This window comes from Pedobacter sp. UYEF25 (assembly GCF_054061655.1).
Genome location: NZ_JBSSEL010000005.1, coordinates 152011 through 167092 on the forward strand (window position 1 = coordinate 152011; position 15082 = coordinate 167092).

Here is a 15082-nt window from a genome sequence, read left to right on the forward strand (position 1 = left end):
AAAACGCCGACATAAAAAGTTGAGGTAGAGAAATCGTTGTCCTTCGTGTAAACTACCCCAGGGAGGATCCAAATAAATTTTAAAAAGAATGAAAAAAATATTAAAGAATTTTAGCGTATTGTTGATTTTGGTGTTAAGCAGTTGTGGTCTTAAAAAAGACATCGTCACACCAGTAAATGATGTTCCCATTAATTACAGAGGTGCAGAAATTAACGAGAATTTAAGTATAGGTTCCTTACCGATTAAAGAATTTTTCGATAACCCAGCCATGCTGAGCTTAATTGATAGCGCCTTATTAAGAAACTTTACCCTACAAATTGCCACAAAAAATATAGAGGCAGCAGACCTTATTCTAAGAAAAGCCAAGTTGGGGAATATCCCCACGTTAAACTTGCAAATTCTGGCCAATTCAAACAGTCCATCAAATAACAGTCTAAACGGCATAAGTCTTTCTCAGTTTTTAAACACTAACCATTTAGAAGATTACAATGCTAACTTAGCATTAACCTGGGAAGCAGACATCTGGGGTAAGATTGCCAAGCAAAGAGATGTAGCCTATTCAGGATATTTGCAATCTGCGGAAGTAAAAAAAGCGGTGCAAACGCGCGTAGTTTCTGAGGTGGCTACAGGGTTTTATCGGCTTTTAATGTTAGATGCTCAGTTGAATGTTGCTAAAAGTAACATAGTCTTAAATATCAACACGCTAACAATGATTAAAAAGTTATTCAATGCAGGACAGGTTACATCACTTGCCATTCAGCAAGCAGAAGCCCAGCAGTTGAAAGCTCAACAACTAATACCACAACTTACATCAGAAATTGACATCCAAGAAAACGCATTGGCCGCCCTAACAGGAAAATTTCCATCTGCTTTAGAACGGGCAAGCACTCTGGATCAAATTATCGTTCCAGAGCAACTTTCAGTTGGAATACCCGCAGGCATGTTGCGCATTCGGCCCGATGTGAGGAATTCTGAACTAGGCTTAAGGATTGCCAATGCAAAAGTTGGTATAGCAAATGCTCAATTATATCCATCGTTGATTATTTCTGCATCGGGTGGCTTAAATTCGTTTAAGGCAAGTAATTGGTTTAATATTCCGGCATCGCTATTTGGCGTTTTTGGCGGTGGCCTTACACAGCCAATTTTTAATAGAAAAGAATTAAAAATGCAATTTGAATTGGCGAAAATTGAGAGAGAACAGTCTGTTTTACAATTCAGACAAATTGTTGTAGGTGCGGTAGCTGAAGTGTCAAATGAGCAGGTGAAAATATTAAATTTAAAATCAGAATATTTAATCGCTCTAGAGCGGGTAAAAACCTTGCAATTGGCTGTAAAGAATTCAGATTTATTGTTCAGAAGCGGGCTGGCGAACTATTTAGAAGTAATTACTTCGCAACAGAATTTGTTGCAGGGCGAACTAGAATTAACAAGTCTTAAAACCGAGCGGCTAAATGCAGGAGTTTCATTATATAGGGCTTTAGGTGGCGGTTGGCGATAGATTAGTAGGCAAATAAATTTTTAAAAAAGATGCGTGGAGACTAGGATTTAAAGAAGTCGGTTTTTATAATATGATCTGACACGAGATGGACAGCTGCATCCCAGCCTAAAGTTACCGGCAAGATGAAGTATTGTCGCAAAGACTCATTTGCGCCACTTCGAATTACCCGATCGACAGGATTTACCCCACTTACATTTAATTTTACTAAAATTTCATCTGCAGCAGCAAAGAGACGTTCTATGACCTCTATTTTAAAACTTCGGCTCCGCCGAACTAATGGATTCTTATTGCTTTCACAATAATTATTTTCTACATTCACACAACCAAGATGGGCATTTAGTACCACTAGGTATCTATCAATCGCTTGAAGGTTTAACTACTTCAATACTATCTTACCATAATCTTTTTTCTTTTGTCCTCCTAAATTCAGATTAGCTATTTTATTTTGCAATATCTATTTTCAAGTTTCCTAGCTGTTTTCAACAAAAGCTCTCCTTGATTATTTTTCAGATAATATTGGCATTTATGAATGAAATCCTTTTTCTCTAAATTGTCAATCAAAAATTTTGCTAACTGTTTTCGGCTCATCTTAAATGGCGAAGGCGTTTTATCGAAACCGATAACCAGTTACCCTAATGTTTCATTATTATTGAAGGCAACAGGCCTTGCAATAGTCCAATCAAGATTTAAGTTCATTAGCAATTGTTCCTGCTTATCGTGGTCTGCAAATACAATTTTGAAATTTTAATAAATAATCTCATAAACCAAGGCTCATAAACAAATGATTTACCAACACCAATAGACGAAAGTGAGATTATACGTTCTATACCATATTCCCGCATACATTCAATACTGTTGTAAATACTCTTCTCGATCGTATGTGGCGGTTCTATCTTCCTGCATGACATACTTTCTTTTTCCGGAAGGGCACTTAAAGACTCATGACATAATAGCAATTTTTCATTGCATTCTTTACATCTTCAATAATGGTGGGTAATCCTTTTATTACAGTTAGCTTTTCTGATTGTAAACTTATTTTATCAGGATTACCATCGAGTGCCGTTACTTCATAACCTTGTGCTATGCATATTTCAATTCCAATTCTCCTGTTCGTCTTGTTGCTCCGTAAATTAAAATTCTTTTCTTTGTTTTTATTTATTAGGTTGCTGTTAGGGTATAAGACAATTTTTTCCTTCGTAATAGTTTTACTTACATTTTCTGGACTATCGGCACTTACAGCGACAACCTAATATCCCATAGCAGTCAGGTCGTTTTGAATGTCTCGCAAACCTGCAAGCTGTTTCGAACAAGATGCACATCATCCACCACGATAAAAAATTAGGATCGTTGGCTTAGCTGCAACGGCCTCTCTCAGGTCAAAAGGCATGCCGCCCGCATTTGGTAACCTAAGCATTAAAATTTTCTCCCCGATTAGTAACTGGCTCACATCCTGTGGATGAAGCGGAACGCCAGACATCATCTTCGTCGTATCCGAAATATTCTTCCCTAGACTGTTAGATCTTAAATTCGTTAGAGTTTTCAGGTGCTGAAGCGTCCGAAGATGCATTAATTGCCAAGATATCCAGCGTTAAAAATACAAGGATGCTTTTGGCTCCCCAGTTGTTAAATTTGGCAGTTTTTCTCATTTTGATTATATTTTTATTTGCCTAGTCGCGGGAATAGAAAACACCTTCTAAAAAAGTAACATTTTTAATATAAAAGTAAAATAGACTAAAGGTACCGCAAAAGATTGACTTTTAACTAAAAGAGCAAACTTTGTTTGACTATTGACTAACTTTAAACATTTGACAGTTAAAGAGTTATAAAGCCTATATTTATTGCTGGTAAAAATCAATTATCCTTCAATTTTTTTTCAATTTCTGCCTGTAGTTTTTTCTTAAATTTTTCATCCAGGGATGATTTTTCTTCCTCCTGTGAGGAAAAAAAATCTTTGACCATCTTATTAATTAAAAGGCTCTGTTTTTCATAGATCCTACATAAAGAACATCCCATCATGTGGATCTTTAACTCCAGTTGCTCCCGTATAGTAATTTTACCCGTTTGTTTTTTTTCTATAAGAAAAGTTGCCTTCTTGCAGTTGTTGGCAATTTTCCTTAACTCGTCTTTTTCGATTCCCATTTTCCCGAATCAAGTTATATCCAATTTTTTTGCAGACAGGATCTTAAGTTGACTTTTGTCCTGTGTATCAATACCCAGTAATTCGACTTGGTTATCTTAAGTTCAGTACATATGAAGTTTGTATCCATATCGTCAATATGCTTCATGGAAAAAACAGAGAGCCATTGTGACGGTAACTTTTTAAGACATTCATTAAATATCCTGTTAAACTCTTTTTTGGCCAGAGGGTCGTGATCCTCCATCCCAAATTCTCCAGGCCTATGTTTTTCATTCCAGTGTCCATTATCAATATCAAAAAAGTTATCCACAAAATTCACGTTATGGGATGACTTATTCGCCACGGTTTTCGATGATCGTTTCCGATAAACATCAATGATCTTAAATTTTAATATTGATATAAGCCATGTGCGTTCCGTACTTAGACCTTGAAAACTGCCAACTTTTTCCAGTGCTCCCAGAAACGTATCCTGAATGAGGTCATGGGCGAGATCTTTGTCATTCAACCGTCTGATCGCATAACTATAAAGATAATCTGCATGATCGCTTACCCAGTGGTTTGGGTCAATGTGATGCAAGGTTTTTTGGGGTCCGACCTTATCCATGATTTAGCAAAGGGCTATGGTTGTATGTAATATCAATATGCGTCTATAAAGATAATAAGTTCCTATTTAATGATTGGTCGTCTTTTTCCACATTTCCTTACAGAAATTTATATTTTTTTTTAGTGATTCTTTTCTATTGACGACAAAACATAAAAACTCATTCATATGCCACGATCAAAAAACTCTGGATTATCATCCTTATTTTGACCATTGCCTTAGGCTCATTTGGCTTTATCAAGAAGCATGCAGGATATCCAACAGAGTTATCGAATGCTTCCGTTTTTTTCCTATAAAAATAAGGACAAACGACTTAGCTCAAGCAACTCAATATCGAAAACCATCGGCATATCCTGGCAGTAATTCTTCCCCGTAATTTGCCTTTTTATCAGTGTACGTGCCGTAAGAACCAATTTATTGAGGAGTTGGCAATTTTCCTAACTGATTACAAAAAAGCCGGCGATCAATTGCCTATCAAACATTGACTTCAAACCAGATTTGCACATTCTGATGAATCCAATTCAGGTTACTAATATTTCACACCTAATTCAATAGTTTTTGTTGGTTTTAAAACTAAAAACACATATTAACCAAATGAAAAGTCCTGCTGTACGAGATTCAAATTCTTCGATACTGTTAGAGAACATAATCGTAATATTACCAATCCTTATTTCGCTGTGCATAATGATTTTTGCATTCCGCATAGACCTCATCTTTTCATTTTCAACAGCTTTAAAAAACATTTTTTGTGAAGTCAATAAAATTTGCCGTACCGTTTACAATTAGATAGGGCACTACTGTTTGGTAATCTTTTGGAATTTCCATTTAAGTATTTGATATTGGGACAAAAATGTAGCGAGAAAGTTTGAAAAAAATGGAATAACCGATTTTGAAAATTTGTTTTAAAATAGTTCAATCAAACTGTTAAGGGTGATGAGGCTGTATAATGTCATTGACAGACAGCAATTTAGGAATAAACTAAAGAAGAGAATTTTTTTTGTTAACGAGTAGAGCTGTGAATTTAACTTCCACGTCGCATGGGGCTTACAGTGTCAGGATTCTTTTTATTTATTTCAGTACATAGGAGGTAATAGATTTTATTTGTGCTCCTTTTGCGCCACTGAATTGTTAGAAGTCAGAAAATCCTCCATTTTACCGGATTGCATCTTTGTTGTTCCGTTTACAGCACCTTCTTTACCATGAGTCAGAATTTTATGAATTTGTAATGCTGATACTCTATTCTTTTTCATCGTGTCAAGTTTTGATGCGGATTTTTCCATTCCCGTTATTATTTGATTACCGATATTTTCACATATAATTTCGTCAGTGACACTTTTAGAAAGAAAGATGGTATTTCTTTCCATAAATGTAATGATTACCTTTTTCAAGAAAGCTTCCTTCGGAGCATTTCCGCAAACGGTGCCAATAGAATTTCCATAGTTATCAAGTATTTAAGCTATTAAGCTTCGTTTACATTCCGATGAAGATTATAAAGAACTTTTGGGTATCGAACAGGACCGCACCTGCTTTAATTGCGTGATTGTCCTTATTATCATTCTTTTTAGATCATCAACCGAAATTCCTAATTAGCAGCCATTGCGAAACTATGGTATTTAAAATAAAAAAGGCCAATGGCTTGCTGTGTTAAAAGGTAAAAGCAAATTCCAAAGCTATCACACCCTGAACGCCGTTTTTGGTGCAGGTACAACTTTATATCGGTGGCAGATACCAGGTTAATCTTTTACCGGATCTGCCGATCCAAATTCCCTGTTTTGGCAGGACTAAATTCGGCGCAGCTCAGGGCAAAATTTACAGCCCAGCTAAACAGCCGCTCTTTAACGGGATCATAACTTTGCGGCTGCGACCAGATTTTGCAAAACTAATTATTCAAACGTTCTTCTGCCCGGTCCCGAGCTGCAAGAATCCGCACCAATATCCCAATAATAGCAGGTGCGTAATGAGCATATGTTCTAAAAAAGTATTCTTTTCCCCCTTTTCAAACAAGGCTAACCCATGCTTATCACAGGTAGAAAAATTAGCCATAAAACAATATTTGATTGTGAATTAATGTTGCTAATGCAATAAATAGTTTTTTAATAAAGTTTAGTTTTTGTTCGGGTGTTATATTCTTAAACCGTCGTTAAAAGTGTAGGCAATCATGCCCAATTAAGCGCTATTTTTAAAAGAAAGCCGTGTATAAGTAGGAAAATGCTTATTCTTATTTTAAACGTACCTTTGAAAGGAGGCGACCATGGCTAAAAAGCGTTTCGGCTAAACAATGGGAAATGATGAAGCTGCAATTAAAAAATTACAGCAAGCTAATAAAGATCTGGACTTTCATATTGAGGAACGAGAAAACCGTGCCGCAGAATTGGTCATTGCCAACAAGGAACTGGTCTTTCAAAAGCAGGAGAAGAAAAACCGTGCGGCAGAACTAGCCGTTGCCAACAAGGAACTGGTCTTTCAAAATCAAGAGAAAGAAAAACGGGCAGCAGAGTTAGTCATTGCCAATAAGGAACTGGTCTTTCAAAATCAAGAGAAAGAAAAACGTGCGGCAGAGTTAATCATCGCCAACGAGGAACTAGTCTTTCAAAATCAGGAGAAGGAAAACCGTGCGGCAGAGTTAATCATTGCCAACAAGGAACTGGTCTTTCAAAACCAAGAGAAGGAAAACCGTGCGGTAGAATTAGTCATTGCCAACAAGGAACTGGTCTTTCAAAATCAAGAGAAAGAAAAACGTGCGGCAGAGTTAATCATTGCCAACAAGGAACTGGTCTTTCAAAACCAGGAGAAGGAAAACCGGGCAGCAGAGTTAGTCATCACGAACAAAAAGCTGGCATCTTCCCATAAAAAAATCGAAGAAAGCGAAGAACGTTTTAGAAATGTAGTAGAACAATCACTTAACCCCATTCTGATTTTAAAAGGCGAAGATTTGAAACTGGAGTTGGCAAATGAGCCTTTATTTAAAGTATGGAATGTAGGAAAGGAAGCTCTAGGTAAGCCGTTTTTGGAAATTTTGCCTGAGATGAAGGGGCAGCCCTTTGAAGGATTATTGCTTGATGTGTTGCGAAATGGTGTTACGCATTACGGGAATGAACAGCCCGCATACTTCGTTCGTGAGAATGGAGAAGCACAAACTTTTTATTTCAATTTTGTTTACCTCCCTTATCGCGAAAGCGATGGAAGTATTTCGGGAATAATGGTTCAGGCCTATGATGTGAGTATGCAGGTTATGGCTAGGAAAAAGATTGAAGAAAATGAAATTCGTTTTCGTTCCATTATGGAAACTATTTCTCAAATAGCCTGGACATTTACAGTTGAAGCCGGAGCTACTTTTTTCAATAAGCATTGGTATGATTATACCGGGTTGGATAAAGAACAAAGTAAAGCGGGGGGATGGTATGCTGTGATACACCCGGATGATTCAGAACAAACTTTAAAAAAACTCCGGTTTATGCGGGATGATAATAGTTTGGATATGAATTGTGAAATTCGTTTTAAGCGAACAGATGGTAAATACCGGTGGCACCTGGTTAACATTTTACCAATTAAGAATAAACACAGCGAAGAAGTACAGCTTTGGACAGGTATCGCTACAGACATACATGATCTTAAAATATTGCAGGAACAAAAAGACGATTTTATCAGTATTGCCAGCCACGAACTTAAAACCCCCATTACTACCCTTACCGCTTCTTTGCAGCTTTTAAACAGGATGAAGGACAATCCCTCTGCGAAAATTTTCCCCAACCTGATTGAACGGGCTAACAAAAGTGTAGATAAAGTAAATGTCCTGATTGAAGATCTTTTGAACTTAACCCGGTTTAACCAGGGACAGCTTCATTTGAATAAAAAACGGATAAGGATAAGTGAATTAATAGAGAATTGCTGCCAACCTATAACTTCGGAAGGTGTCTTTATCATTAAAAACGAAAGTGATGATCAATTGGAAATTTGTGCAGACCCAGGGCGTATAGAACAGGTTATTATTAATTTTATGAACAATGCGATAAAATATGCCCCTAATTCAAAAGAAATACTGATTACAGTTAAAAAACTAAACGATCAGGCTAAGGTATCTGTTACCGACAAGGGCGCTGGCATTCCAGCCGATAAAATCCCGCACCTATTCGACAGGTATTTTCGGGTTGATAGCAGCGTAAAACAATATTCCGGATTAGGGCTTGGATTATATATCAGCAGGGAGATTATAAGAAACCATGAAGGGGAAATTGGCGTGGACAGCAAAGTAGGTAAAGGAAGTACCTTTTGGTTTACATTACCGCTTTCTAAATAGGACTGATTTATAGACTCTTAAGCTGTTGATTATTTCTATTTATCTAAACAACATATGCGATCTTTTATGTCCGTTTGTTTTGCGGCTGTTAGATATATTTTGCTCTGGAATTTCTGATTTATTTAAATGTGATAGCCGCTTACGCATGTTTTCTTCTGCCTGTTTTACTTCATCCGATTCTGCCAATGGCTCACCTGTTTTTGGCCTGTCCGGTTTGGTGCCTCCTGCTTAGGCAAAGGCTTTATCGGTACCACGGCTCAGGTTTTTTTTTGATTTTCATGCCACTGGATTTAAGGGTTAATATGGTTACACATCAATAAAAATCCCGAAATTCCCCGGTTTTTCTGAGATAATTTATTTTGTTGTTAGCGTAAAATTTCACTAACGGCATAAAGAAAAATAATCTGGGTTATCTTTTTATTCCACCGTTTTATGAGATATGACTTATTGTTTTAAAAATTGTTTTTCAACGGTAACTTATTTTTCTGACTTCTTGTTGAAGAAAATTTATTTAATAAAAAACTATTAAATGATAAGGTTATTTGAAGGTTTATGGTAATTTTAGTCCAACCAAATCAATGAATGACCTCTATCTCATAGTTTTCGTTTATTGATTTGGAAACATATCAGCTGCCACTAAATCAACAACCATAATCTTACAAAAAGCCAAATGACAGATTTTTCAGAAATAAGGAAGTCACTTTTAAAGATTTACCCATTTTCGGAAAAACAACTAAATCAATTTGAAAATACATTAGCCTTTAAAAGAGTAAATAGGAAAGATTTCATTCTTAAAGAACATCAAATATCTAACAGTTTAGCCTTCGTTCTAAGTGGAAGCCTCAGATTTTATTCTATAACAGATAAGGGCGAACTGACATTAAAGTTTATAACGGAAAACTCTTGGTTTGCAGATATTGAAAGTCTTCTGATGCAAAAGCCCTCAACAAATTATATTGAGGCTTTTGAGAATTCTGACATCGCTACCATTGCACTGTCAGAAATACATAGACTAATGGATACTCATCCTTGTTTCCATATGTTGTATGGGTTATTAGCCAATCTAACAATCTCATCCACGCATATAACCACTATCAACATCAAAAGTCCCGATGAGCGATATAAAGAACTTCTGATAATCCACCCTGATTGGATTAATCGTTTTCCGCAGACCCAGATAGCATCATTCTTAGGAATGACACCTGAAACCTTGAGTAGAGTTAGAGCAAGACTTATCTGATTTATTGATTATAATCAATTTTAATCCAATTCATTTGGTTCAACTTTGTTTATTGGGTAAAAGACAAAATAATGGGTCAAACAAAAACTATAATAAGTAAGGTATTAGCAAACAGCCTACTCATTTTTCCATCAGTATTGATTATAGCGTTTGCCATGCATATTCAATCAGCAGATGATCTTTTTATTTTTACATTTAAGAAAGCTGTTTATGATTCGAGCATATTATTTGAAAATTTAATAGGAGATGGTGGTGCAAGTTTCATTCATTCGCACTCGCTAGCTTACTTTAGTGTTCATTTATGGTTCTGACCATATTGTGCTTGGGGAAAATACTTTATGCTAGGAAACCTATTTTTTCTTTTATAAGCACTGCAATTGGTATTTTTGGCTCTTTATTTTTGGCAGGTTTCTTCGGAGCCTGGCTTTCATTTTCAGCAGTCTCTCGAGTTGAACCAAAAAATTACATTGGAGCAAAAGCAGCATTAAAACAGCTTACTGGAACGGAGGGTGTATTGAATATTATAACACAACTTTCGCTATTATCATTTATTGGAATAATTTCTCTATGTATTTGGATTTTAAGCATTAAATTATTCCCAAAATGGTCGCCAATATCAATCATATCTGGATGCCTAATTATTATTGTATTTATGGGTTTAGGTAATTGGATGTTAATTGGCTCAATTCTCATTTTTATCGGACTTGTACCGGTAGGTAAATTTTATAAAAGCAACCCAATTTAAACTGAAATAAAAATGCTAACCAACGTTAACCCGAAATTGCCAATGCGTAATAAACATGCCACAAGAGATTATTACGTTGAACAATTGCGCTTCGAAGAAATAGGCGATTATGATGGCTATTTAATAGTCAAAAAAGATAAAATAGAAATTCATTTTTTTGAATTTAAAGAGCTTGACCCGAAAGAGAACTATGCTCAAATATATATCAGAACCGATGACATTAACAGCCTATATAAGTCAATGATGGACAATAAAACTGAAATTCATCCACAAGGACATTTGGCAACGAAGCCATGGGGGCAAAGGGAATTTGCATTGCTCGACCCAGATAATAATTTGCTGACATTTGGAGAAAATATTTGAAGGTCAACAGTCGTTTGAAACAAAGAAACCATATACATTGATCGATCGAATAAGTCTTTTGCGCAGTTAATCCACTAACCACATCCCTAATTTTAGAAGCGTATAAAAATTCTTATAGTTGGTAATAATCTAAAAGTGACACTTCTTGTCGTTATAATAAATCTTAAAAATCCCTTAAATACTGAGACACTAGCTTTCGTATTATCAGAAAGCCAGGGAATTATGATACGTAGAATTTCAGGTTGCATATCAATTTAAAATGGGGGAAGCAATTAGAGCTTAAGAATATAAGCCAGTTAACGATAGAAATATAATAATTTTTCGTTTTCATATTAAGGGTTAGGTATACTCTTATCGGTATTACTCCAAAGCAGCCACTTTGTGGGATATCCTATTTCATCAAAAGTTAAAGATCTCCCTGCGGAAGATGCCGAACAGAGTGGTTCAATTTAAGGTTCAAATATTGAAGTAATTTATAACCTCTTGCAAAGCAGTGCTTCACAATAATTGCCTGAAGTATCCGACGTGTTTTCAAACAGGCGGCTGATTGCTGTTATTGAGAGAATTTTCGGACTTCAAAAGTATTATCGCAATAATCCAGACTGCTATAAAAGGAATTAATACAATAGAAAAAATAGTTAAACTAATGAATTGCAATACCAAGAAAAATAATGGAACGTAAATTACCAATTTGTAGGGTTTGTGAAAATAATAAATCATTGGTAAAATAACCATACAGATATAAGCAATAACTAAGAAAATCCAATGTACAATATGCAATGTCTATGTGGCCTCTTTGAACAGAACTACAAAAGGTATAAAATCTTTCCTATCCTGGAACGGCACCCATATTTCCACTGAATTAAGCAATGCTCAGATTCTCCTGAACCAAATTTGCGAAGAAATGATGGGAGACTGCAGCTTGGACATGGTTTACTTTTCCGGTTCGATCAGATGGCTAACAGATGAAAATAAGCAGTATGCGGAAAAGATCATGCGCATCTTCAATTTATGGAACAGTGCACTCCCTGAATTAATGGGTCAGAATTTTACCCATTATTATTACAGTTATGGATTGAAAAACCTTGGAGCCAGACCAAGAAAGAATGACATGGATCTATGTTGCTTTGGAAACGAACTGCCCAGTCTTTTGTTTACGCTAACCGAACTAAAAGATTTTTACCAACTGGAGTTAAAATTTCGTATCGGCAAAAAAGAGTTCGCATTCGCACACGATCTGCAAGTCTTTTACTTTGCAGTTTCAGTTAAAGAATCCAAAAAGTTCTATCTTCTGGGCTCGGTTGAAGATGCAGTTTTGGTACACTATTTTTCAGAGAAAAACTTTAAGATGCTGATCCTTAAAAAACATTACCAGAGCCATTTTAAGTATTGGATGGATAAAATCAGTCTTGTTTACGACGTGACAATAAAATAAGCAATTAGATTAAAAATTATTTTTTTGGAACTTTGCCCTAAGTTTTTTTGTATCGCCCTTTGCTTTCTCATACTCTGTTCTTGCTTTGAGTTCTTTTGCCTGTGCCGTCAACAGCTGTTCCCGTTCAAGAATTCTTGTTTCCGCCTTTTCCATAAGCGACTCCCTGTTTTGAAGATACAATGAATCGATAGCTAATGCTAGAGAAAGATCACTTCCCCTGACTACCCTAAATTTTTCAGCCTCGCTCCTCAATTCTTGTCTTCTAAATCCAAGAAACAGTAGTCCGCCGAACGAAAGTGCCATCGTGACGAAAACGATTGCCGCACCTATAAAATATGGTCTTGATCTGAGATCAAAATTATGGTGGTGCCTCACCGGAATAACATTGGGAACACTGGATGCATTTTTTACCAATAGCTGAAGCTGTTTGCTTATCGTCTCAACATTTTTAGCGTGTTCCTCATTAGCCAATACCTCTAGAATCTTTGACAGCGGTTTTTCATAATTGGGAATCTGCCTGGCTACTATGAGATCGAGCTGTTCCTGCTGTGTTTTTGATCGAGTGATAAAAAGCTCTAGGAGCTCCTCTATGTGTTCCAATTTTTCTTCTGTTTTTTCCATTATTTCTTTTTGTTAGTTTACCTGCCAATCCTCAAACTGTTTTCTTGTTTTTTACCTTTTTTCTTTTTCTTCGGTCTTGGTTCTGGATCTGCCACTATCGGCGAATAGCCAGGCTCCAATAGAGTTTCCAATAAGTTTTTTGTAGATGGTTCTTTGCTCTTATAAGAAAAATAGATCTCCGAATAACCTGATTTGACTTCTCTCCCCATATTTTTTGTTGCGATCTGAATTGCAGCAAGCTGATTGAAATACCCATCAATCTTTCCAAAACTTAATGATCTGTCAAGCTCTGAGCCTTTGAAATTGAACTCTCCTGAGCGGAAGGAGATTCCCTGAATTAAATCCGTTTGCCCCTTGTATTTAAATGCCAATGTAATTCCAACTTTGGTTAGCTGTTGCTCGAAGTTGTTCCAGTTTCTACTTATTGATTTGGCTCTCTTCACCTGATCGAATACTTTGTATTTTTCTTTGTCGGTTCCCTTGAGCGCTTCCCTGTTTACCTGTGATTTATCACCTGCGATGAACAGGCCGTTTTTCATCGTGATGGTTTTGCAGGCCGCCACGTTCTTCTTGAACTGAAACTGATCTGAGACGTTTTTTCCATTATTGTCAACCCTGTTATAGATGATGTGCAGATGTGGATGGTGATTGTCCGTGTGCTGAACGATAAGTAGCTGGGTATCTTTGATCGCCATCAGTTTTAGGTATTCCATTGCCATATCCAACATCTTTTCCGGACTGAGCAGATGGAGATCTCTTTCACTCCAGTTCAATGAAATATGCCCGACCGCTTTTGAAAGTTCTGGATTGGCCATTCGCTGAATATTGAAGTCCTGTATCGTACCGGAAATTTTGTCCATCCTTAACCCATCACTATGTAGCAGTATAGCATCTTTTTTCTCCACCACATACCTCACACAACCGCCAAAGCTTTTCCCGATCACTATTTTCCCTATCATTCTTTAATTAACTTTTTGATCAGTGCATCTATCTCAGCAATCAGTTCCCTACATTTCTTTTGCACCAATAATATCCCCTGCTGGTGCGCAAGTTTGGTGAGCTGGTTCAGATTATTCGCCAATCCTGAAAGCACCCTGAAATACTGAAGATCTTCGGCACTCAACCTCGGGGTTATCCTTGCTGATTTTGCGGATTGCCGGCACCATTCACTTACCCTCATCCCCGCTTTCCTTGCCTTTTCACGGATCATAAAATCTTCGGTTTTGGTGAGACGGATCCTGATGCCGGTTTCTTTCTTGATTTTCTTTACAGGCCTTCCTCCCATTTTTTTGGGCAGATCTATTTTCGTTTCCCGAGGTTCCATACATTTTCCTTTTCCTACTTTTTGCGACCAACGGGAGTAAAAAGACAAGTTCTTTTTCGCAGGGCGAAAAAGGTTTTTGTGTAACAAAAACACAAACTTGCTCCCTAACAATCGCATAAGTTTGACGCCCTAAAAAACTGATATTTTCTTTTACGATTTCCATCTCTGTGTTCTCTACTAAAAGAACTTTTATTTCCTTTTATAATATCTCGCAAGTGTATCCCGACCTACTTTTGCTGATCTGCTGAGCTAGTTATCCCGGCGGCCAGTAAACAAGACTGCCCAATCTCGGATGATAGGACGGCCTGTATCGGATGTACCCGAATTCATCCAATTCCCGGATGCATTTGTGATAGGTGGCAATGGATGCGATGCGGCTATAGGCCATCAGTTTTTTACGAGTAATGTTAAATGGACTGGTATAACTACCATGTTGCCAGCAGACGAAAAGTGCGGTAAACAAACTGATGTGCGTAGCGAGCATCCGCTTGTCTGCACCCATGCGCCTGATTCTTTTACCATAGTCTGATGTCTTGTTCTTAATGCTAAGCTCGGTCATGGATTACCTCCCTCCAACAGTCTGGTGATGTCTGCCATTTTATAATACATCATACCGCCGATCTTGGAAAACCGCAGCGTACCGTTGATGCGCAGGTTTTGCAGGGTACCCGGTGAGACACTCAGCAACTTGCGTACGTCGGCACTCTTAAGCCATTGTTTATCCTGCCTGTGCTCAGGTTTGATCAGCTGCCTGATCTCGTTCAGCATCTCGATCTTTAATTGTTTTAAATCTTCCTTTGTGATGATCTCTAGGTTCATAA

The 15082-nt window shown here is 37.0% G+C and carries 17 protein-coding genes; 6 read left to right on the plus strand and 11 right to left on the minus strand.

From position 1 onward, the window contains the following. Positions 1-88: 88 nt before the first annotated feature. Positions 89-1498, plus strand: coding sequence for an efflux transporter outer membrane subunit (locus tag ACVWYG_RS07115; protein WP_457269478.1), 1410 nt, complete (start codon positions 89-91; stop codon positions 1496-1498). A 40-nt stretch (positions 1499-1538) separates the two neighbouring features. On the opposite strand, the gene ACVWYG_RS07120 is transcribed toward ACVWYG_RS07115, so the two are convergent. The 6 genes from ACVWYG_RS07120 to ACVWYG_RS07145 form a co-directional block, all read right to left on the minus strand. Then, the gene (locus ACVWYG_RS07120; RefSeq protein ID WP_457269479.1) at positions 1539-1844 is read right to left on the minus strand and encodes a hypothetical protein; all 306 of its coding nucleotides are present in this window, start codon (positions 1842-1844) and stop codon (positions 1539-1541) included. A 972-nt stretch (positions 1845-2816) separates the two neighbouring features. Beyond that, a complete protein-coding gene (locus ACVWYG_RS07125; protein ID WP_457269480.1) occupies positions 2817-2978 on the minus strand; it encodes a hypothetical protein in 162 nt (53 codons plus the stop codon). Between the two features lie 34 nt (positions 2979-3012). Then, the gene (locus tag ACVWYG_RS07130) at positions 3013-3144 is read right to left on the minus strand and encodes a hypothetical protein (protein ID WP_457269482.1); all 132 of its coding nucleotides are present in this window, start codon (positions 3142-3144) and stop codon (positions 3013-3015) included. Between the two features lie 205 nt (positions 3145-3349). After that, positions 3350-3637: a hypothetical protein gene (locus ACVWYG_RS07135; RefSeq protein ID WP_457269483.1), complete on the minus strand. Its 288-nt coding sequence runs from the start codon at positions 3635-3637 to the stop codon at positions 3350-3352. A gap of 14 nt (positions 3638-3651) precedes the next feature. Continuing rightward, positions 3652-4239 carry a sigma-70 family RNA polymerase sigma factor gene (locus ACVWYG_RS07140; RefSeq protein ID WP_457269484.1) on the minus strand — a complete coding sequence of 196 codons (588 nt, stop codon included), beginning with the start codon at positions 4237-4239 and terminating at the stop codon, positions 3652-3654. Positions 4240-5333: 1094 nt separating this feature from the next. Beyond that, positions 5334-5600, minus strand: a complete 267-nt coding sequence (locus ACVWYG_RS07145; protein WP_457269485.1) for a hypothetical protein — start codon at positions 5598-5600, stop codon at positions 5334-5336. Positions 5601-6514: 914 nt separating this feature from the next. On the opposite strand from ACVWYG_RS07145, the gene ACVWYG_RS07150 reads away from it, so the two are divergent. From ACVWYG_RS07150 to ACVWYG_RS07170, 5 genes are all read left to right on the plus strand, one after another. Further along, on the plus strand, positions 6515-8533 hold the full coding sequence (locus tag ACVWYG_RS07150; protein WP_457269486.1) for an ATP-binding protein: 2019 nt from the start codon (positions 6515-6517) through the stop codon (positions 8531-8533). A gap of 670 nt (positions 8534-9203) precedes the next feature. Then, complete coding sequence (locus ACVWYG_RS07155) at positions 9204-9773, plus strand: Crp/Fnr family transcriptional regulator (protein ID WP_457269487.1); 570 nt, start codon at positions 9204-9206, stop codon at positions 9771-9773. A 301-nt stretch (positions 9774-10074) separates the two neighbouring features. Further along, the gene (locus ACVWYG_RS07160) at positions 10075-10518 is read left to right on the plus strand and encodes a hypothetical protein (protein ID WP_457269488.1); all 444 of its coding nucleotides are present in this window, start codon (positions 10075-10077) and stop codon (positions 10516-10518) included. 12 nt (positions 10519-10530) lie between these two features. Beyond that, the gene (locus tag ACVWYG_RS07165; protein WP_457269489.1) at positions 10531-10881 is read left to right on the plus strand and encodes a bleomycin resistance protein; all 351 of its coding nucleotides are present in this window, start codon (positions 10531-10533) and stop codon (positions 10879-10881) included. Positions 10882-11785: 904 nt separating this feature from the next. Continuing rightward, on the plus strand, positions 11786-12316 hold the full coding sequence (locus ACVWYG_RS07170) for a hypothetical protein (protein WP_457269490.1): 531 nt from the start codon (positions 11786-11788) through the stop codon (positions 12314-12316). Positions 12317-12325: 9 nt separating this feature from the next. Here ACVWYG_RS07170 and ACVWYG_RS07175 read toward each other — a convergent pair whose 3' ends face one another. The 5 genes from ACVWYG_RS07175 to ACVWYG_RS07195 form a co-directional block, all read right to left on the minus strand. Further along, a complete protein-coding gene (locus ACVWYG_RS07175) occupies positions 12326-12937 on the minus strand; it encodes a hypothetical protein (protein ID WP_457269491.1) in 612 nt (203 codons plus the stop codon). A 17-nt stretch (positions 12938-12954) separates the two neighbouring features. Further along, positions 12955-13896: a relaxase/mobilization nuclease domain-containing protein gene (locus tag ACVWYG_RS07180; protein WP_457269492.1), complete on the minus strand. Its 942-nt coding sequence runs from the start codon at positions 13894-13896 to the stop codon at positions 12955-12957. After that, entirely contained in the window at positions 13893-14261 is a 369-nt protein-coding gene (locus ACVWYG_RS07185) for a plasmid mobilization protein (protein WP_457269493.1), read from the minus strand. Before ACVWYG_RS07185 ends, ACVWYG_RS07180 begins: the two co-directional genes overlap by 4 nt. Positions 14262-14514: 253 nt before the next feature. Next, a complete protein-coding gene (locus tag ACVWYG_RS07190; RefSeq protein ID WP_457269494.1) occupies positions 14515-14820 on the minus strand; it encodes a hypothetical protein in 306 nt (101 codons plus the stop codon). After that, entirely contained in the window at positions 14817-15080 is a 264-nt protein-coding gene (locus ACVWYG_RS07195; protein ID WP_457269544.1) for a helix-turn-helix domain-containing protein, read from the minus strand. The genes ACVWYG_RS07190 and ACVWYG_RS07195 overlap by 4 nt, the downstream gene beginning before the upstream one ends. Between the last annotated feature and the right edge of the window lie 2 nt (positions 15081-15082).